Below are 16,937 nucleotides of genomic sequence, written 5' to 3'. Positions count from 1 at the left end.
GCGAGCCATGAGCGATCCGATCCTCTCGGTTCACAATCTCGTCGGCGGCTACGGCAAGATGACGATCCTGAACGGCACGACCTTCGCCGTGCCGCAGGCGACCATCACCACCATCATCGGCCCGAACGGCGCCGGTAAATCGACCGTGTTCAAGGCGATCTTCGGCCTGCTCAGGCTGCGCGAGGGCAAGATCAACTTCGCGGGTCGCGATGTCACGAATTTGAGCCAGCGCGCGCTGCTCAACGCCGGCATCTGCTACGTGCCGCAGGGGCGCAACATCTTTCCCGAGCTATCGGTGCGCCACAATATCGAGCTCGGCGGCGTCGCCGCCGACAAGGGCCTCGACCTGCCCAGGCGGATCGAGGCCGCGCTCGACCTCTTCCCCGCGCTGCGTCGCAAGTCTACGCAGCAGGCCTCGACGCTGTCGGGCGGCGAGCAGAAGCAGCTCGAGATTGCCCGCTCGCTGCTGCTCGAGCCGAAACTCGTGCTGGTCGACGAACCCTCGATCGGCCTGTCGCCGCTGATGGCGCAGCAGACCTTCGATATCCTCAAGAGCCTGCGTGACCGCGGCGTCACGATCCTGATGATCGAGCAGAACGCCCGCTCGGCGCTCGAGATCTCCGATATCGGCATCGTGCTCGAGCTCGGCCAGACCCGCATGGTCGATGACGCAAAGCGCATCCTGAATGACCCGCGCATCGGCCAGCTCTTCCTCGGTGGGGCTATGGAGGAGAGCGCGGCATGAACAAGCGCTCGATCGCAACGGTCTCCCTCTCCGGTGCCCTCGACGAGAAGCTCCGCGCCATTGCAGCTGCAGGCTTCGACGCGGTCGAGATTTTCGAGAACGATCTGCTGTCGTTCGGCGCAGGCCCGCGCGACATCGCAAAGCTCTGCCGCGATCTCAATGTCGAGATCTGCGCGTTCCAGCCGTTCCGCGATTTCGAAGGCATGCCGGAGCCCCAGCGCACGCGCAATTTCGCACGCGCGATGCGCAAGTTCGATCTGATGCAGGAGCTCGGCACCGACCTCTTGCTGATCTGCTCCAACGTGTCGCCCGCCTCGCTCGGCGGCATCGACCGCGCTGCGAACGATTTTCGCGAACTTGGCGAGCGCGCCGCCAGGCGCGGCTTGCGCGTCGGCTACGAAGCGCTGGCCTGGGGCCGCCATGTCAACGACTATCGCGACGCCTGGGAGATCGTGCGCCGCGCCGATCATCCCGCGATCGGCGTCATCCTCGACAGTTTTCACGCCCTGGCGCCGGACTTTCCGACCCGCACGATCGCTTCGATCCCCGGCGACAAGATCTTTCTGGTGCAGCTTGCGGACGCGCCGAAGCTCGAGCTCGACATTCTCTCCTGGAGCCGGCATTTCCGCTCCTTCCCCGGCCAGGGCGACCTGCCGGTCGCCGACTTCATGGCCGCGATTGCGGCGACCGGTTACGCCGGGCCGTTGTCGCTGGAGATCTTCAACGACCAGTTCCGCGCCGGCTCGGCGGCGCAGACTGCGATCGACGGGCTGCGCTCGCTGATCCTGCTGGAGGACCAGCTCGCACCGGACTGGCCGAAGCTTGCCGGCGAGCCGCTGGCACCGAAAGCCAGAAGTCGCGGCACCGGCTTCATCGAGTTCGCCATCAACGAGACCAAGGCGAGCGAACTCGGCCGCCTGTTTTCGCAACTCGGTTTCCGCAAGACCGGCCGGCATCGCAGCAAGGCGGTCGAGCGCTGGTCGCAGGGCAAGGTCGAGCTCGTCATCAATTGCGAGACCGACGGCTTTGCCCATTCGCACTACGTCACCCATGGTCCCGGCGTCTGCGCGATTGCGCTCGATGTCGACAATGCCGGCCTCGCCATGCAGCGCGCCGAGACGCTGAAGGCGCGCACCTTCTACCAGCCGGTCGGGCCGGACGAGCTGGAAATTCCCGCGATCCACGGCGTCGGCGGCAGCCTGCTCTATTTCCTGGATCAGGCCGGCAAGAACTGGGACACCGATTTCGAACCTGTCACGGGCGATGCAAGTACGGACGCGCTGCTCGCCGTCGACCACATCGCGCAGTCGATGCCCTATGACGAGATGCTGTCCTGGCTGTTGTTCTACACCGGCATCCTCGATCTGAAGCGGCTGCCGCAGATGGAGATCGTCGACCCCAGAGGCCTCGTGCAGAGCCAGGCCATCATCAACGACGACGAAAGCCTGCGTTTCGTGCTCAACGGCTCTTCCGCCAACCGGACGCTGCCGGCGCGCTTCATTTCAGAATTCTTCGGCTCGGGCGTGCAGCACATCGCGTTCGCATGCCGGGATATCTTTGCGACCGTTGCCGCGATGCGCAAGCGCGGTGCGGACTTCCTGGATATCCCCGAGAACTACTACGACGATATCGAAGCCAAGTACGACCTCGCTCCCGAACTGATGGCGCAGCTGCGCGCCAACCACATCCTCTACGACCGCGAGGGCGACGGCGAATTCTTCCAGGTCTACACCCACATCTTCGACGAACGGTTCTTCTTCGAGATCGTCGAGCGCAGGAATTACCGGGGATTTGGCGCGGCCAACGCCGGCATCAGGCTCGCAGCGCAGTCCCGCGAAGTGCGCCCCGCCAGCATGCCGCGGGTGTGATGACCCTTCCCCCTGTGGGCAGGGCAATCGCATTTGAATATTGCAGAGGTCGTCATGCCCGGGCTTGTCCCGGGCATCCACGTTCTTTGTGCTGCGTGGAAAGGCGTGGATGGCCGGGACAAGCCCGGCCATGACGCTGTGGAAACAGTCGGTACCCATAGCCACGTCTCATATGCGATAGCCCTGCCCTTGTGGGAGCGGGTGGCTCGCCGCGACAGCGGCGAGACGGGTGAGGGGTCTCTCTCCGCATGCAAACCTCTTGCTTCTGAATACGCGGAAGCAACCCCTCATCCGGCGCTGCGCGCCACCTTCTCCCACAAGGGGAGAAGGTGCAACGTCGCTTGTGGCTACTTCATCTTGCACTTGTCGTGGAAGCGATCCTGGTCGTTCTCGACGATGGTGGCGACGGTCTTCAGCGCGAGCTGGCCTTCGGAATCCTTGACCACGTCCTGCAGGTAGAAGTTCTGGATCGGGATGTGATTGTTGCCGAACTTGAACGCACCGCGCACCGACTTGAAGTTGGCCTTCTCCATCTCGGCCTTCATCTCGTCCTTCTTCGAGGAGTCACCGTTCACGGCGACGACGGCGCTGTTGATCAGGTTCGCGGCGTCATAGGACTGCGCACCGTAGAAGGTCGGGCGCAGGCCGGTATACTTCTTGCGGTAGTCGGCGACGAAGCGCTTGTTCTGCTCGTTGGGGAGGTCGTTGACCCATTGCTGCGCGCCGGGCACCCCGAGCGCGTTCTCCTTCTGGAGCGGCAGCGAGAGCTCGTCGATGGTGAAGGCGGTGTAGAGCGGCATCGTGCTCTTCAGCCCGGCCTGCGCATATTGATTCAGGAATTGCACGCCCGCAGCACCTGGATAGAACACGAAGATCGACTCCGCGCCGGAGGCGCGCGCCTTGGAGAGCTCGGCGGAGAAGTCGAGCTGGCTCGGCCACACCGTGTATTCCTCACCCACGACCTGGCCCTTGAACGTGCTCTTGACGCCGGCCAGCATGTCCTTGCCGGCGGCGTAGTTCGGGCCGATCAGGAACACCGACTTGACGCCCTTCTGGTTCATGTAGGTGCCGACCGCCTGCGGGGTCTGGTCGTTCTGCCAGGAGGTCGAGAACACGTAAGGCGAGCACAGCTCGCCCGCGAGCTGCGACGGACCGGCATTGGCCGAGATCAGGAAGGTCTTCGAATCCACCGCGGTCTTCAGCGAGGCGAGCAGCACGTTGGACCAGATATAGCCGACGATGAAGTCGACCTTGTCCGACTGCACCAGTTTCTCGGTCTTCTGCTTGCCGACGTCGGGCTTCTGCCCGTCGTCCTCGTAGATCACCTCGACCGGCTTGCCGTCCATCTTGCGTCCGAGATGATCGAGCGCGAGCTCGAAGGAATTGCGCATGTCGTTGCCGATCACGGCGGTCGGGCCGCTGAACGTCGAGACGAAGCCAATCTTGATGGTGTCGCCGGCGAATGCCTGATTTGCCAGCACCAGCGCCGCTGCGCCCGCCAGCCAAAATGCCGTCCTCATAACCACTCCCTCCATATTATCGGTCCCGGAAACGGGGTGATCGCCGCTCCAAGCCTGTTTCTATTGAACGCAAAATCCGTCGAGCCGCCAATGGCTCAGCACCCGCCCTGCACCATATTTCGCCTCAATCGGCGATGGCAAGAAATATAGTTCTACTCACTTCGGCCGAGGCCGGCCCAGGGCCGGTCCGGGGCTGCGGCGCTTTTTCGCGCCAGATCGATACATCAGGCCTATGCGGCGATTGATGACGGCTATTGGACCGCGGCGCCGAATCCGCACTTAAATGAAGGTGAGCAGCAGCGAGATTCGAGGGTGCAATCATGGCCGCAAATCCCCATCGCGTCGTCATCGTCGGCGCCGGCTTCGGCGGGCTGGAAGCGACCCACCGCCTTGCGGGCGCGCCGGTCGAGATCACGCTGATCGACCGCCGCAATCATCATCTGTTCCAGCCGCTGCTCTACCAGGTCGCGACCGCCTCGCTCGCAACCAGCGAGATCGCCTGGCCGATCCGCCATCTCATGCGCGATCGCCGCGAGGTGACGACGCTGTTTGCCACCGTGAGCGGCGTCGACACGGCACGTCGCTGCGTGCTGATCGACGACGGCAGCGAGGTGCCCTACGACACGCTGGTGCTCGCCACCGGTGCGCGGCACGCCTATTTTGGCCACGACGAGTGGGAGCAATTTGCGCCCGGCCTGAAGACGCTGGAGGATGCGACCACGCTACGCCGGCACATCCTGGTGGCGTTCGAACGCGCCGAGCGCGAGACTGATCCGGAGAAGCGCGCGGCGCGGCTGACCTTCGTCATCGTCGGGGCCGGCCCGACCGGCGTCGAGCTCGCCGGTACCATCGCCGAGATGACGCATCACACCCTGCCCGGCGATTTCCGCAATATCGACACGCACAAGGCGCGCGTGGTGCTGATCGAGGCGGGCCCGCGCGTGCTCGCGGGATTTCCCGACGACCTCTCGGCCTATGCCCAGGCCTCATTGGAAAAGATCGGCGTCGAGGTCGTGCTCGGCCAGGCCGTCACCGAGATCAATCGCGAGGGCGTGGTGTTCGGCGGCAAGCTGCTCGAGGCGAAGACCAGAATCTGGGCCGCCGGCGTGCGGGCTTCGCCCGCGGCCGAATGGCTGGGCGCCCCCAGCGACCGCGCCGGGCGCGTGCAGGTCGAAGCCGACCTCACCATTCCTGGCCATCCCGAGATCTTTGCGATCGGGGACACCGTCAGCATCAACGCCTGGAACGGCAAGCCGGTGCCCGGCATCGCACCGGCCGCCAAGCAGCAGGGCCGCCACGTCGCCGAGACCATCAAGGCACGCCTGCGCGGCGCTGCGACGGGCCCGTTCCGCTACAAGCATGCCGGCAGCCTCGCGCAGATCGGCAAGCGCTTGGCGGTGATCGATTTCGGCCGCATCAAGCTGCGCGGAGCCATCGCATGGTGGATTTGGGGCATCGCCCACATCTACTTCCTGATCGGCCTGCGCCACCGCCTCAGCGTCGCGCTCAGCTGGCTCTGGATCTACGCGCGAGATCAGCGTGCCGCGCGGTTGATCACGCAGGGAAGCAGCAAGGTCGTGGGGTGAGACTGTTCTCGCGTCCCGGACGCGGCGCGGCATGTCCCGGCGATGCAAAGCATCGTCCGGTGTGACGCGACGCAGAGCCGGGATCAGAAGCGGTGGGCCCCGGCTCTGCGGCGCAACGCTTCGCGCTGCACCGCGTCCGGGGCACGAGACCATTCATTTTCTACTTCACCAGCGCACATCCGCCTTCCGCCAGCGGACGGAACGCCTGCTCGGCCGGAATCGTCGAGACCAGCTTGTAGTAATCATACGGATATTTCGACTCCTCCGGCTTCTTCACCTCGAACAGGTACATGGGGTGCACGACGCGGCCGTCCTGGCGGATCGTGGTGTCGCCGAAGAGCTTGTCCTTGCCTCTGAACTTCTTCATCTCGGGCACGACGTTCCTGGCATTGTCGCTGCCGGTGGCTGCGACCGCATTGAGATAGGCGAGCGTTGAGGCATAGACGCCGGCCTGGTTGCCGCTCGGCATCTTGCCGTTCATGCCTGGGCGCGCGGCAAAGCGTTTTGCGAACGCGCGGGTGTCGTCGTTCATGTCCCAGTAAAAGGCTTCCATGAGCTGGAGGCCTTGCGCGACCTTGATGCCCATGCCGTGGATGTCGTTGATGAAGAGCAGGAAGGCGACGAGCTTCTGGCCGCTCTGCTGGATGCCGAACTCGGCCGCCTGCTTTACTGCGTTGATGGTGTCGCCGCCGGCATTGGCAAGCCCGATCACCTGCGCCTTGGAGCTTTGCGCCTGCAACAGGAAGGACGCGAAATCGGAAGTGCCGAGCGGGTGCTTCGAGGAGCCGAGCACCTTGCCGCCGTGTCCTTCGATGTATTTCTGCGCCTCCGCCTCGATACCCTTGCCGAGCGCATAGTCCACCGTGAGGAAATACCAGTCCTTGCCGCCGCGCGACATCATTGCGGCCGCCGTAGTGTTGCCGGTTGCCCAGGCGTCATTGACCCATTGGATGGTGTTGGGCGAGCAGGCCTTGCCGGTGAGATCCGAGCTTGCGGTCGAGGATGCCAGGAACGTCATGCGGCTGTCGCGAAGCAGGGCATTGATGGAGAGGCCGACCGCCGAGTTCGGTACGTCGACGATGGCATCGACGCCCTCGACATCGAGCCATTTGCGGGCGATGGCGTTGCCGACGTCGGCCTTGTTCTGGTGATCGGCATAGACGATCTCGACCTTGATGCCCTTGCCGCCGCCGTTGAAATCCTCCGCCGCCATGCGCGCGGCCTCGACCGAGCCCATGCCGTTGGTGTCCTGGAAGATGCCGGAGATGTCGTTGAGCACGCCGACGCGCACGACATTGTCCGATATCTGGGCGCTTGCGGCGCCGGTTGCCAGGCTCGCAGCCAGCGCGAGCGTCCACTTCAGACGTTTCATCATTCCCTCCCCTGTTGGATCGATTGCCGCGCCGGTCGATGCCGGCGCGTTCGAGAAAAAATCAGACCTGCCGTTCGGGCAGCCTCAGCACGAGCCCATCGAGTGCGGGCGTGATCTTGATCTGGCAGGACAGCCGGCTGTTCGGCAGTCGCTCGCTCGCGGTACCGTCGAGCAGCGCATCCTCGTCATCCGCCATGTCACGCAGGCGCGCGAGCCAGCTGTCATCGACGTAGACGTGGCAGGTCGCACACATGGCATTGCCGCCGCATTCGGCCAGAATGCCGTCGAGGCCGTGGCGGGTCGCGGCCTGCATGGCACTCTCGCCGTCGCCGGTCTCGACGCGGTCGGACTTGCCGTCGGGATGGATGAAGGTGATGGCGGGCATGAGCTCCTCGTCAGGCCGGGGTGATGGTGACAGGCAGGCTGTCGAGCCCGCGCAGCGTGTTGTTGAAGCGGCGCTTCGGCTCGCCGGTGATCTCGATCTTTGCGATGCGCCGGGCCAGCGCCGTCAGCATCACCTCGCCTTCGAGGCGGGCGACGAGCTGGCCGACGCACATGTGGATGCCGGAACCGAAGCCGACATGGCCGGAGGTGCGACGGGTGATGTCGTAGCTGTCCGGCTTGTCCCAGCGACGGGGATCGCGATTGGCTGCGGCGAGGAACATCAGCACCTTCTCGCCCTCGGCGATCCGCGCGCCGGAGAGCTCGACATCACGCGCGGTGGTGCGGAAGAAGGTCTGCACCGGACTTTCGAAGCGCACAGCTTCCTCGAAGGCGCCGCGCGCGAGCGTGAGGTCCTCGCGCAGGCGCTGCCATTGATCCGGGAAGCGCGCGAGACAATAGACCGCGGCCCCGATGCCGTTGACGGTGGTGTCAAGACCGGCCGACAGAAGCGAGCGGACCAGGAGAGGCGCTTCGGTCGCGGTGATAGCGCCTTCGTCGACCTGCGCATGAATGCAGGCCCCAAAGCCGCCGGGCGCCAGGTTCTCGCGCTGGCACTGCTCGGCGACATAGGCCTGGTGCGGTGCCGAGCGTTCGATCGCTTCGTGGCGCAACTGGTTGGGTGGACCGAAGGCGTTGAACACCACGCTGGCATAGGGAATCAGATGCTCCCGCCCCTCCGGCTTCAGGCCGAGCGCATCCGGAAAGATCGAGATCGGATAGGCCTCCGCAAGATCCGTGATCGCATCGAAGCTGCGCTTCTCCAGCAGCGCATCAACCCGCGCCTCGGCCGCTGCGGCAAAGCGATCGCGGACCTGCTTCATCACGGTGGGCGACAGCACCTTTGACAGCACCGCGCGGGTGCGGGTATGCGCCGGCGGATCGGCCTCGAGGATCAGGCTCGGCGGCCGCCATGGCGTCTCCTTCTTGAAGTCGGACAGCCCGACGCCGCGGCTTGAGCAGAAGGTCGCGGGATCATTGAGAACGGCATGGACCTCGGCGTAGCGCGCGACGGCGTACACGTTCCATTTGTCGAGATAGACCACGGGGCCCGCTTCCCGCAGCAGCTCATGCGTGGGGTAGGGGTCGGCAAAAAACTGCATGTCGAAGGGGTCGACGTCGAGATGTGGAATGCCTGATCCAGCGGGGCCAGATGCGGTCATGGAAGACCTCCCTCATTTTGATCTTGTGAAAGGGGAGCGCATGCCCTTAGTTCAGCGGGCCCGCCGCGAGTCAGAAACCCGATATGCCGCCGTCCTCGACCAGAGTCCGCCAGAAGCCCGCGCCCACGGATGTGGGACCGACGCTCGATCTCGACCGCTACGTCCCGGCGTTCATCACCTTCATCGCCAACAAGCTTTCGAACAGCGCGACCGCGTTCTATCAGAAGCGGTTCGGCGTCAACGTCACGGAATGGAGGATCATGTCGCTGCTGGCGATCGAACCCGGCATCCCCGCCTCGCGAATCTGCCACGTCATCGGCTTCGACAAGGGCCCGGTGAGCCGGACGCTCGCGGGACTGGAGAAGCGCGGGCTGGTCTCGATCCGCACCGATCCGAACGACGGCCGCACCCATTCGATCTCGCTGACGACGAGGGGCCGCGCCACCCACGACAAGGTGATCGTCGCTGCGTTCGAACGAGAGCGGCGCCTGTTGTCCTGCCTCAGCAAGGACGAGCGCGAGGTGCTGATCGAACTGCTGCGCCGGCTGCACGAAAATCTCGGCGCGGTGACCGGCAGCACCGAGGTCTGACAGGCCCCGCAACAGGGACCCTCTTCCATCCCCAGGCATGCGCCCGCGTTTGCCGACGGCACCATGTCTGCCGCGCATTGTTTCCTCCAGAATTAGACGCAGCGGTTCGTCCGCCGTCGTCCTAGTCTGGAACGGTTCGCACAAATTAGTTGCTTAGGCAACAAAAGAATCAGCAGAATGTTGCAGCAGGGTTGCTGGCCTATTTGGTCCGCCTAACCCCGCTCTCGTGTCCCGGACGCGACGCGGCGTGAAATGACGCGGCGCAGAGCCGGGACCAGATTAGCAACCTGCGTGAAGAATGGGCCCCGGCTCAGCAGCGCATCACTTGCGTGCTGCGCTGCGTCCGGGGCACGAGAGAAGTACGCGCGGTAACAGCACGCTAGCCGGCGCAGCCGATCCACTCGCCCGACGTATCGTCATTCAGCCGCGCCACTGCATCGGCACGGCGCGTCAGCACGGCGCGCTGGTTGATGTAACCCTTGTCGGTGATCTCGCCGCCGTCGACGGAAGCCGGCTCAGCGAGCAGCAGCGCACGCGTGGCGTGGCCCGAGGAGTTGCCGCTCTGCTGTTTCAGCTTTGCCAGGCCCTGCGCGATCGCGGTCCTGACCTTGTCGTGCGCCAGCACGTCGTTCACAGCCGCCGTCTCGGGCAGCCCGGCATGGGCGCGACAGGCCGCGATGTTCGGAAACACCAGGAAGCGCACCTCGTCCCCGCCATGACCGGTGACGACGATGTCCTGCGCGAGCGGCGCCAGCGCGGCGATGCCGGCAACGCGCAACGTGCCGACACTGACCCAGGTGCCGGAGTTGAGCTTGAAATCTTCCGCGACGCGGCCGTCGAAGAACAGGCCACGCTCGGGCCTGCTCGCATCGGCAAGCTTCACGGCATCTCCGATCAGATAGAAGCCCTCCTCGTCGAACGCCTGCCTGGTCAGCTCCGGCGCCTTCCAATAGCCGGGCGTGACGTTGGGGCCGCGCACCCTCACCTCCAGCTTGTCGCCGGAGGTGACCAGTTTCAGCTCGGTGCCGGGAATGGGCACACCGATGTTGCCGGAGCGTTCGGCGAGGAAATGACAGTCGGTGGCGAGCGGCGAGGTTTCGGTCGAGCCCCAGGCCGAGACCATCGGCAGCGCACGGCCGACGGTCTCGATGGAAAGCTGCTCCAGGGCATCCCAGAGATTCTGCGGCAGCGCGGCGCCGGCATAGAAGGCGAATTTCACCTCGCCGAAGAAGCGGCGGCGCAGTTCCCCGTCGCTGCGCAGCGACGCGATCAGCATGTCGAAGCCGCGCGGCACGTTGAAATAGACCGTCGGCATCACGCTCTTCAGATTGGCGAGCGACGTCGCGAACAGACCGGGGGCAGGCTTGCCGCCGTCGATATAGAGCGAGCCGCCATTGCGCAGCACGAGGTTGAAATTGTGGTTGGCGCCGAAGGTGTGGCTCCAGGGCAGCCAGTCGAGGATGACGAGATTGCCGGGGCCCTCGTCGAGAAAGGTCCAGGTCTGCGCCTTGGCTTGCTGACTGGAGGTCAGCATGCGCTGGGTGTTGATGACCGCCTTGGGCGTGCCGGTCGAGCCTGACGTGAACAGGAGTTTCGCGACCGTGTCCGGCGTGAGCGCGGCGAAGGCCCTTGCGACGTCGGGCGTCTCGGGCGTTGCCGCAACGGTGCGGAAGGCGAGTGCGCCATCGTCATCGGCATTGCCACTGATGATCTGCGCCTGGTGCAGCGGCTCGATAGCTGCCAGCGCTGCCGCGAATGGCTTGGTCGCGGAGACGTAGATCGCGCCCGGCTCGAGCAGCGCAATCATGCTCCTGAGCTTGTCGAAGTCTCTCGACATCAGCGAATAGGCGGGCGAGATCGCGGCCGAGGGCACGCCCACATGCTGGGCGGCAAGCGCGAACAGCGCATGATCGATGCTGTTGTCGGAAAGGATCGCGAGCGGGCGCTCTGCGCAAAGACCCTGCCCCAGAATCCAGGATGCGGCGGCGCGCACCTTCCGCAGCGCCTGGGCATAGGTGACGGTGGTCCAGGGCGCTTCGACATTGCCGCGTTCGGCCAGGAAGATCGCATCCGGCGTTCGCCGCGCCCATTGCTCCAGCCAGTCGCCGACGCAACGTGCGCCATCGCGCAACGGATCGAGCGATCGCAGCACGATGCTGCCGTCGGCGCGTTGCTCTGCGATCGTCCTTGGTGTTGCGAACAGGCCTGCAACGTCACCATCTGGGGCGACTGTCATGTGTTTCCTCCTCCGCCCGGATATGGGATCGGCCGCAGCCTCGTCCGGGCCGCTTTGGCCATAATGTTGGGCATGGCAATTGTTGTCGTCAACAACAATCTTTCTCTCGGAGCCGCGAGGCGCTAGGGTTGCGCGACAGGAGAGACCGACGTGACAGCCAGCGCAGCCCGGGCCGACAGCCGCCCCACCCCACGCAAGCGCGCCGGCAACGGCGCGGCACCTCGCGATGCCGCCGATGATGTCGGCCTCGACGCACTGGCCGGCCATGCCGGCTATGCGGTGCGGCGCTTCCAGATCTGGATCTTTCAGGACTTCATCAAGACGCTCGGCGAGGTCGACATCCGGCCGACGCAATATTCGGTGCTGACGGTGATCGGCGCCAATCCGGGCCTGTCGCAGATGGCGGTGGCCAAGCGCCTCGGCATCGAGCGCGCCCGGCTGGTGCACCTGCTCGACAGCCTCGAGCAGCGCAAGCTGGTGAAGCGGACCAAGTCGAAGGAGGACCGGCGCTCGCATGCGCTGCACCTCACCGCGCCGGGCGAGACCGCGCTGGCGAAGTTCAAGCGGCTCGCGGCCGAGCACGAGCGGCACATCGAGGCGAAGATCGGCAGGGAGAACAGGGCGCACCTGCTCCGGATCCTCGCCGGCTTCACCTGATCTCGAATTGCCTATTATTTAGGCAGATGCACGTCACGGGTCGCTGACGCGTCCGCTCACACCCCTGCTGAAATATCCCCCAACCCACTGATCGCACGATAGTATCCGAAGCAATCATCCTGCCCGGATAATGTACACAATGGCACATCGCTTGCTTCACTCCGGGTGAGGACATGTTGCCGGAGTTTTGTCGCCATGGGGGCTGAGCAGCCTGAAACGATCGCCGCGATTGTGGCTGCGCACCGCGCGGGCACGCTGACGCCGGCGCAGACGGTCGCGCGGGCCTATCAGCGCATCCGCGACCACAATGACCCCGCCGTGTTCATCAGCCTGCGCGACGAGAAGGACGCGATCGCGGAGGCTGAACGTCTCGCCACGAAAGATGCCGCCAGTCTGCCGCTCTATGGCGTGCCGGTCGCGGTGAAGGACAATATCGACGCGCTGGGCTTTCCGACCACGGCCGCTTGCCCGGCCTTCTCGTACACGCCGGCGCACGATTCGACCGCCGTGGAGCGCCTGCGCGCCGCCGGCGCCATCATCATCGGCAAGACCAATCTCGACCAGTTCGCAACCGGCCTCGTCGGCGTCCGTTCGCCTTACGGCATTCCCAAGAACTCAATCCGCGAGGACCTCATTCCCGGCGGCTCGAGCTCGGGCTCGGCGGTCGCCGTCGGCGCGGGGCTCGTGCCGCTGTCGCTCGGCACCGACACCGCCGGCTCCGGCCGCGTGCCGGCGATGCTCAACAACGTCGTCGGGCTGAAGCCGAGCCTCGGCATGATCTCGACCGCGGGTCTGGTGCCGGCCTGCCGCACGCTCGACTGCATCTCGGTGTTCGCACTGACGGTGGACGACGCCGCCCTCGCGCTGTCGGTGATGGCGGGACCGGACCAGGCCGATCCGTTCTCGCGCGACCGGCCGCTTGGCGCGATCACGCGGTTGCCGGCAAACTTGCGCCTGGGCGTGCCGCGCAAGGGGCAGCTGATCTTCTTCGGCGACAAGAAAGCGGAAGCCGCTTACGGCGATGCACTGAAGCGATGGACTGCGCTTGGCGCGACATTGGTCGAGTTCGACCTCGAGCCGTTCTACGAGACGGCGCGCCTGCTCTATGAGGGTCCCTGGGTCGCCGAGCGTTATCTCGTGATCAAGGACCTGCTCGCATCCGCGCCCGACACGATCCATCCCGTGACGCGAGAGATCACCGCCGCCGGCGCCCGGCTGACCGCGGCGGAAACCTTCTCGGCGCTCTATCGCCTGCAAGGGCTGCGCAAGACCGCCGAGCGGACGTTCACCAATATCGACGCGCTGGTGTTGCCGACGGCACCGACGGCCTACACGACCGCACAGGTGCTCGCCAATCCGATCGAGCTCAACAGCCGTCTCGGCACCTACACCAATTTCGTCAACCTGCTCGACCTCTGCGGCCTCGCCATACCCGCATCGATGCGCAGCGACGGCATTCCGTTCGGCATTACACTGCTCGCGCCCGCAGGACGCGATGCGCTGCTCGCCAGCATCGGCCGCGTCTTCCATGCGGATACCCGGCTGAGCCTCGGCGCAAAGGGCACGGCGCAAGCGCCGCTCCCGCCGCTGCCGGCCAGCAGCGGCGACGAGATTCCGATCGCGGTGGTCGGCGCGCATCTCTCCGGCATGGCATTGAACGGTGAGTTGACAGCGTTGAACGGAAAGCTGATCGAGGCGACGAAGACTGCGCCGGACTACAAGCTCTATGCGCTGAAGACCACGCCGCCGAAGCCGGGCCTGCTGCGCGTCGAGGCCGGCAAGGGCGCGTCGATCGAGCTGGAAATCTGGTCACTGTCGCCGTCCGCCTTCGGCAGGTTCGTCGACGCGATTCCAGCGCCGATGGCGATCGGCACGATCAGGCTTGCGGATGGCCGCAGCATGAAGGGTTTTCTCGTCGAGCCGGAGGTGTTGGGCGAGGCCCGCGACATCACAGCGTATGGGGGATGGCGGAAGTTTATGGCGGAAGCCGCGACGGGGTGAATTTCACTCCGCTGTCGTCCCGGACAAGCGCAGCGTAGCGGAGCGCCGATCCGGGACCCATACCCACAGGGAGTGGTTTTAGGAAGACTCGGAGTGGGAGCTTTGCCTCGCACTACTCCCTGTGGTTATGGGTCCCCGCGTTCGCGGGACGACACCGAGGGTGTGGCGGCGGACGTCGGCTTACACCGACACCGCGTAGATCTCGTACTCCCCGCGCACCAATTCGATATGCGCGCGCATCGCCGCTGCGGCACCTTGCTTGTCGCCGCGCATGATGGCGACGACGACGCGGTCGTGCTCGGCATGCGACTTGGCGAGGCGGCCGAGATTGCGGAACTGGGCGCGTCGAAACGGCTGCACCCGGACGCGGGTGGCGAGCGTGATCTCGGCGATGTAACCGTTCTGCGAACCGGCGTAGATCGCGTTGTGGAAGCGCTCGTTGACTTCGTGGAAACGCTCGGGATTGCCGGTGTAGCTCAGCACCCGCAGCTCCTCGTGGATGGCCTCCAGGCCGTGACGCTCGGCCGCCGACATGCGTTCGGCGGCAAGGCCTGCGCACAACGCCTCGAGCTCCGCCATCGCCTCGAACATGCCTTTCAGCCGCTCGACGGATGGCTGCGCCACCACCGCGCCGCGATGAGGCCGTGCCTCGACCAGCCCGCTCGCCACCAGTTGGCGCAGCGCCTCGCGGACCGGTGTGCGCGAGACGTTGAAGCGCCGTGCGATGTCGGTCTCGTCCAGCGGAGAGCCCGGCGCCAGCATTCCGCGCACGATCTCGTCGGCAAGTTGAAGCCGCAGCTCCTCGGCACGCGTGACCTTCTGCATCGATGGCAGTGCCCGGTCGACGCGGGGCACCACCGGCTCGGCCGGCAATATTCCCCGCGGAAGATCATCAAGCGTCATACGGTCTCTTTCGGCTCGTCGATGATGCTGACATGAGCCGCGACGACGCGCCAGCCCTCCGGGAAGCGAATCCACGTCTGCATCTGCCGGCCGACCTTGCCGGGCGCCGTGTCGCGATAGAACAAGGTGGAGGCCACGGCCGTGTCGCGGCCGTAGCTGGTGATCACCGTCCTTGCGGTGCGCCGGTTCAACCCGACCGGCGAGCGTGCGGCGCGGAAGCCGGAGATGGCCTCATAACCATAGAGGTTCTCGCCGATGCCGTAGCGCAGCGTGCGGGGATCGTTGCGAAAGAGTTCGCCGAGCACGGCGACGTCGTTGCTGACGAGGGCCTGCTCATAGCGATCGAACGCGGCTTTGACTTCCGCGATCACCTCGGGGAGATCGATCTCCATCTCAGAATCCTCTTGGCGCGGGCGCAGCAGCGACGCCCATCTTCTCCAATGCGTGCGCGACGCGCAGCGCGATGTCCTCGCGCCAGGGCGCACAGATGATCTGCACGCCGATCGGCAGCGGCTCGAGCGGCACCGGCACCGCAACGACCGGCAGGCCGATGAATGAGATCGGCTGGGTGTGGATGCCGATATTGGCGCGCACCGGCAGCTCGACGCTGAGCGCGATCGACCAGCGAGGCCGGCACCATCGCGCCTGCGATCAGCCGGTCGCGCACCGCGGGATCGAAATCGTTCGGCCGCTTGCGCAGGCGATCGAGGTGGAGAGATGCGCCCTCGGTGGTGGTGATGACATAGGCCGCCGCGCGGGCGCGCGAGGCTTCGGCGACATCGACGATTTTGGTCGCACCGAGCGCCTTGGCGACGCGGCTGACGGCTTCGACGGCCTCCGGAAACACGTTCTTCTGGAAGTGACCGCCGGCAACGGCGATGCGCAGATCCGAGACCGGATTGGCGAGCAGCGGCAGCGTCGGTTCCAGCCCACGCGTCGTGCAGGCGGCATCGTCGGCATCCGGGCCCTGCATCACGTCATAGGCGAGCGCGAGATCGGTGACGGAGCGCGCGAACGGACCGAGATGATCGAGGCTCGCCACGAACGGGAACGACCGCGCCCGCGACAGCCGGCCGTAGGTCGGCTTCAGGCCAAAGATGCCGCAGAACGAGGACGGCACGCGGATCGAGCCGTTGGTGTCCGAGCCGAGCGCGAGCGGCACCAGCGCGCCGCCGACGGCGCTGCCCGAGCCGCCCGACGAACCGCCGCTCATCCGCGTGGTGTCGTGCGGATTGCGCGAGGGGCCGTCGTGGATGTTCTCGCCGGTGAAGTCGTAGGCGTATTCGCCCATGTTGAGCGCGCCGACGAGAACGGCGCCGGCGGCTTCCATCCGCTCGATCAGCGCCGCATCGCGCGTCGCAGGCGCGCGATCGCGGTTGATCTTCGAGCCTGCACGGGTCGGCAGGCCGGAAACGTCGAACAGGTTCTTCACCGCGAACGGCACGCCAGCGAGCGGGCCGACGGGCTTGCCCGCGGCGATATCGGCGTCGATCGCGCGGGCCTTGGCGCGGGCACGATCGGCGGTGACGTCGGTGAAGGCGTTGAGGACGCCGTCGTGCTGCTTGATGCGCGTAAGCGCGGCTTCGGTGGCATCGAGCGCGGACATCTTGCCGCCCGCAACCGCACTCGCGATTCCCGAGGCCATCATCTCTGGCTTGGTGGTCATGGCGGCGTCAGGCCGTAAAAACCGGCGCCGGCTCGGTCTCGTCCGGCAGCGCGAATTCGTCGACGAGGCGGGCGAGCCGCAGCGAGACCTCGAGGTTGGCGCGCACCGCGGGCCTCCAGGCCTCCTCGACCGGCAGCGCCAGCGCTTTCGATACGGCGTCGATATAGTCGTCCAGCGGTTCGGCCATCA

General features: G+C 65.6%; 15 protein-coding genes. 6 read left to right on the top strand and 9 right to left on the bottom strand.

Going from position 1 to position 16,937, the window contains the following annotated elements; all coding sequences use genetic code 11:
• Positions 1-7: 7 nt before the first annotated feature.
• The gene (locus ABIF91_RS18265; RefSeq protein ID WP_028179522.1) at positions 8-745 is read left to right on the top strand and encodes an ABC transporter ATP-binding protein; all 738 of its coding nucleotides are present in this window, start codon (positions 8-10) and stop codon (positions 743-745) included.
• Complete coding sequence (locus tag ABIF91_RS18260; protein WP_424579294.1) at positions 742-2,613, top strand: bifunctional sugar phosphate isomerase/epimerase/4-hydroxyphenylpyruvate dioxygenase family protein; 1,872 nt, start codon at positions 742-744, stop codon at positions 2,611-2,613. Before ABIF91_RS18265 ends, ABIF91_RS18260 begins: the two co-directional genes overlap by 4 nt.
• Positions 2,614-2,960: 347 nt before the next feature.
• Here the strand turns inward: ABIF91_RS18260 and ABIF91_RS18255 are convergent, their stop codons facing one another.
• Positions 2,961-4,133, bottom strand: coding sequence for an ABC transporter substrate-binding protein (locus tag ABIF91_RS18255; RefSeq protein ID WP_028179524.1), 1,173 nt, complete (start codon positions 4,131-4,133; stop codon positions 2,961-2,963).
• 320 nt (positions 4,134-4,453) lie between these two features.
• Here ABIF91_RS18255 and ABIF91_RS18250 point away from each other — a divergent pair, with 320 nt between their 5' ends.
• Complete coding sequence (locus tag ABIF91_RS18250; RefSeq protein ID WP_424579293.1) at positions 4,454-5,719, top strand: NAD(P)/FAD-dependent oxidoreductase; 1,266 nt, start codon at positions 4,454-4,456, stop codon at positions 5,717-5,719.
• Between the two features lie 160 nt (positions 5,720-5,879).
• Here the strand turns inward: ABIF91_RS18250 and ABIF91_RS18245 are convergent, their stop codons facing one another.
• From ABIF91_RS18245 to ABIF91_RS18235, 3 genes are all read right to left on the bottom strand, one after another.
• The gene (locus tag ABIF91_RS18245; protein ID WP_028179526.1) at positions 5,880-7,091 is read right to left on the bottom strand and encodes an ABC transporter substrate-binding protein; all 1,212 of its coding nucleotides are present in this window, start codon (positions 7,089-7,091) and stop codon (positions 5,880-5,882) included.
• A gap of 61 nt (positions 7,092-7,152) precedes the next feature.
• Positions 7,153-7,476 (bottom strand): 2Fe-2S iron-sulfur cluster-binding protein, encoded by a 324-nt coding sequence (locus ABIF91_RS18240; protein ID WP_028179527.1) that lies wholly within the window; start codon positions 7,474-7,476, stop codon positions 7,153-7,155.
• Between the two features lie 10 nt (positions 7,477-7,486).
• Positions 7,487-8,695 (bottom strand): cytochrome P450, encoded by a 1,209-nt coding sequence (locus ABIF91_RS18235; RefSeq protein ID WP_028179528.1) that lies wholly within the window; start codon positions 8,693-8,695, stop codon positions 7,487-7,489.
• Between the two features lie 83 nt (positions 8,696-8,778).
• On the opposite strand from ABIF91_RS18235, the gene ABIF91_RS18230 reads away from it, so the two are divergent.
• Positions 8,779-9,285 carry a MarR family winged helix-turn-helix transcriptional regulator gene (locus ABIF91_RS18230; protein WP_028179529.1) on the top strand — a complete coding sequence of 169 codons (507 nt, stop codon included), beginning with the start codon at positions 8,779-8,781 and terminating at the stop codon, positions 9,283-9,285.
• A 379-nt stretch (positions 9,286-9,664) separates the two neighbouring features.
• On the opposite strand, the gene ABIF91_RS18225 is transcribed toward ABIF91_RS18230, so the two are convergent.
• Positions 9,665-11,521 carry a feruloyl-CoA synthase gene (locus tag ABIF91_RS18225; protein WP_284283054.1) on the bottom strand — a complete coding sequence of 619 codons (1,857 nt, stop codon included), beginning with the start codon at positions 11,519-11,521 and terminating at the stop codon, positions 9,665-9,667.
• 150 nt (positions 11,522-11,671) lie between these two features.
• Here ABIF91_RS18225 and ABIF91_RS18220 point away from each other — a divergent pair, with 150 nt between their 5' ends.
• Positions 11,672-12,178: a MarR family winged helix-turn-helix transcriptional regulator gene (locus ABIF91_RS18220; protein ID WP_028182055.1), complete on the top strand. Its 507-nt coding sequence runs from the start codon at positions 11,672-11,674 to the stop codon at positions 12,176-12,178.
• A 195-nt stretch (positions 12,179-12,373) separates the two neighbouring features.
• Positions 12,374-14,179, top strand: a complete 1,806-nt coding sequence (atzF, locus tag ABIF91_RS18215; protein ID WP_028182056.1) for an allophanate hydrolase — start codon at positions 12,374-12,376, stop codon at positions 14,177-14,179.
• 180 nt (positions 14,180-14,359) lie between these two features.
• Here atzF and ABIF91_RS18210 read toward each other — a convergent pair whose 3' ends face one another.
• The 4 genes from ABIF91_RS18210 to ABIF91_RS18195 are packed head-to-tail and all read right to left on the bottom strand — an operon-like array spanning position 14,360 to position 16,935.
• Entirely contained in the window at positions 14,360-15,082 is a 723-nt protein-coding gene (locus ABIF91_RS18210; protein ID WP_028182057.1) for a GntR family transcriptional regulator, read from the bottom strand.
• Positions 15,079-15,474 (bottom strand): oxalurate catabolism protein HpxZ, encoded by a 396-nt coding sequence (gene hpxZ, locus ABIF91_RS18205; RefSeq protein ID WP_028182058.1) that lies wholly within the window; start codon positions 15,472-15,474, stop codon positions 15,079-15,081. Before hpxZ ends, ABIF91_RS18210 begins: the two co-directional genes overlap by 4 nt.
• Positions 15,450-16,748, bottom strand: coding sequence for an AtzE family amidohydrolase (locus tag ABIF91_RS18200; protein ID WP_245285570.1), 1,299 nt, complete (start codon positions 16,746-16,748; stop codon positions 15,450-15,452). The genes hpxZ and ABIF91_RS18200 overlap by 25 nt, the downstream gene beginning before the upstream one ends.
• Before the next feature lie 7 nt (positions 16,749-16,755).
• On the bottom strand, positions 16,756-16,935 hold the full coding sequence (locus tag ABIF91_RS18195; protein ID WP_028182059.1) for a DUF4089 domain-containing protein: 180 nt from the start codon (positions 16,933-16,935) through the stop codon (positions 16,756-16,758).
• Positions 16,936-16,937: the final 2 nt, after the last annotated feature.

The organism is Bradyrhizobium sp. USDA 241 (assembly GCF_049739505.1).
Lineage (GTDB): Bacteria > Pseudomonadota > Alphaproteobacteria > Rhizobiales > Xanthobacteraceae > Bradyrhizobium > Bradyrhizobium liaoningense.
The sequence above is the reverse complement of the archived record's forward strand: the minus strand, read 5'-3'. Positions and strand labels throughout refer to the sequence as shown.

Excerpts from the sequence above, each read along its gene's own strand:
- ABIF91_RS18265 (WP_028179522.1), top strand. The coding sequence starts at position 8 with ATGAGCGATCCGATCCTCTCGGTTCACAATCTCGTCGGCGGCTACGGC.
- ABIF91_RS18260 (WP_424579294.1), top strand. The coding sequence starts at position 742 with ATGAACAAGCGCTCGATCGCAACGGTCTCCCTCTCCGGTGCCCTCGAC.
- ABIF91_RS18255 (WP_028179524.1), bottom strand. The coding sequence starts at position 4,133 with ATGAGGACGGCATTTTGGCTGGCGGGCGCAGCGGCGCTGGTGCTGGCA.
- ABIF91_RS18250 (WP_424579293.1), top strand. The coding sequence starts at position 4,454 with ATGGCCGCAAATCCCCATCGCGTCGTCATCGTCGGCGCCGGCTTCGGC.
- ABIF91_RS18245 (WP_028179526.1), bottom strand. The coding sequence starts at position 7,091 with ATGAAACGTCTGAAGTGGACGCTCGCGCTGGCTGCGAGCCTGGCAACC.
- ABIF91_RS18240 (WP_028179527.1), bottom strand. The coding sequence starts at position 7,476 with ATGCCCGCCATCACCTTCATCCATCCCGACGGCAAGTCCGACCGCGTC.
- ABIF91_RS18235 (WP_028179528.1), bottom strand. The coding sequence starts at position 8,695 with ATGACCGCATCTGGCCCCGCTGGATCAGGCATTCCACATCTCGACGTC.
- ABIF91_RS18230 (WP_028179529.1), top strand. The coding sequence starts at position 8,779 with ATGCCGCCGTCCTCGACCAGAGTCCGCCAGAAGCCCGCGCCCACGGAT.
- ABIF91_RS18225 (WP_284283054.1), bottom strand. The coding sequence starts at position 11,521 with ATGACAGTCGCCCCAGATGGTGACGTTGCAGGCCTGTTCGCAACACCA.
- atzF (WP_028182056.1), top strand. The coding sequence starts at position 12,374 with ATGGGGGCTGAGCAGCCTGAAACGATCGCCGCGATTGTGGCTGCGCAC.
- ABIF91_RS18210 (WP_028182057.1), bottom strand. The coding sequence starts at position 15,082 with ATGACGCTTGATGATCTTCCGCGGGGAATATTGCCGGCCGAGCCGGTG.
- hpxZ (WP_028182058.1), bottom strand. The coding sequence starts at position 15,474 with ATGGAGATCGATCTCCCCGAGGTGATCGCGGAAGTCAAAGCCGCGTTC.
- ABIF91_RS18200 (WP_245285570.1), bottom strand. The coding sequence starts at position 16,748 with ATGACCACCAAGCCAGAGATGATGGCCTCGGGAATCGCGAGTGCGGTT.
- ABIF91_RS18195 (WP_028182059.1), bottom strand. The coding sequence starts at position 16,935 with ATGGCCGAACCGCTGGACGACTATATCGACGCCGTATCGAAAGCGCTG.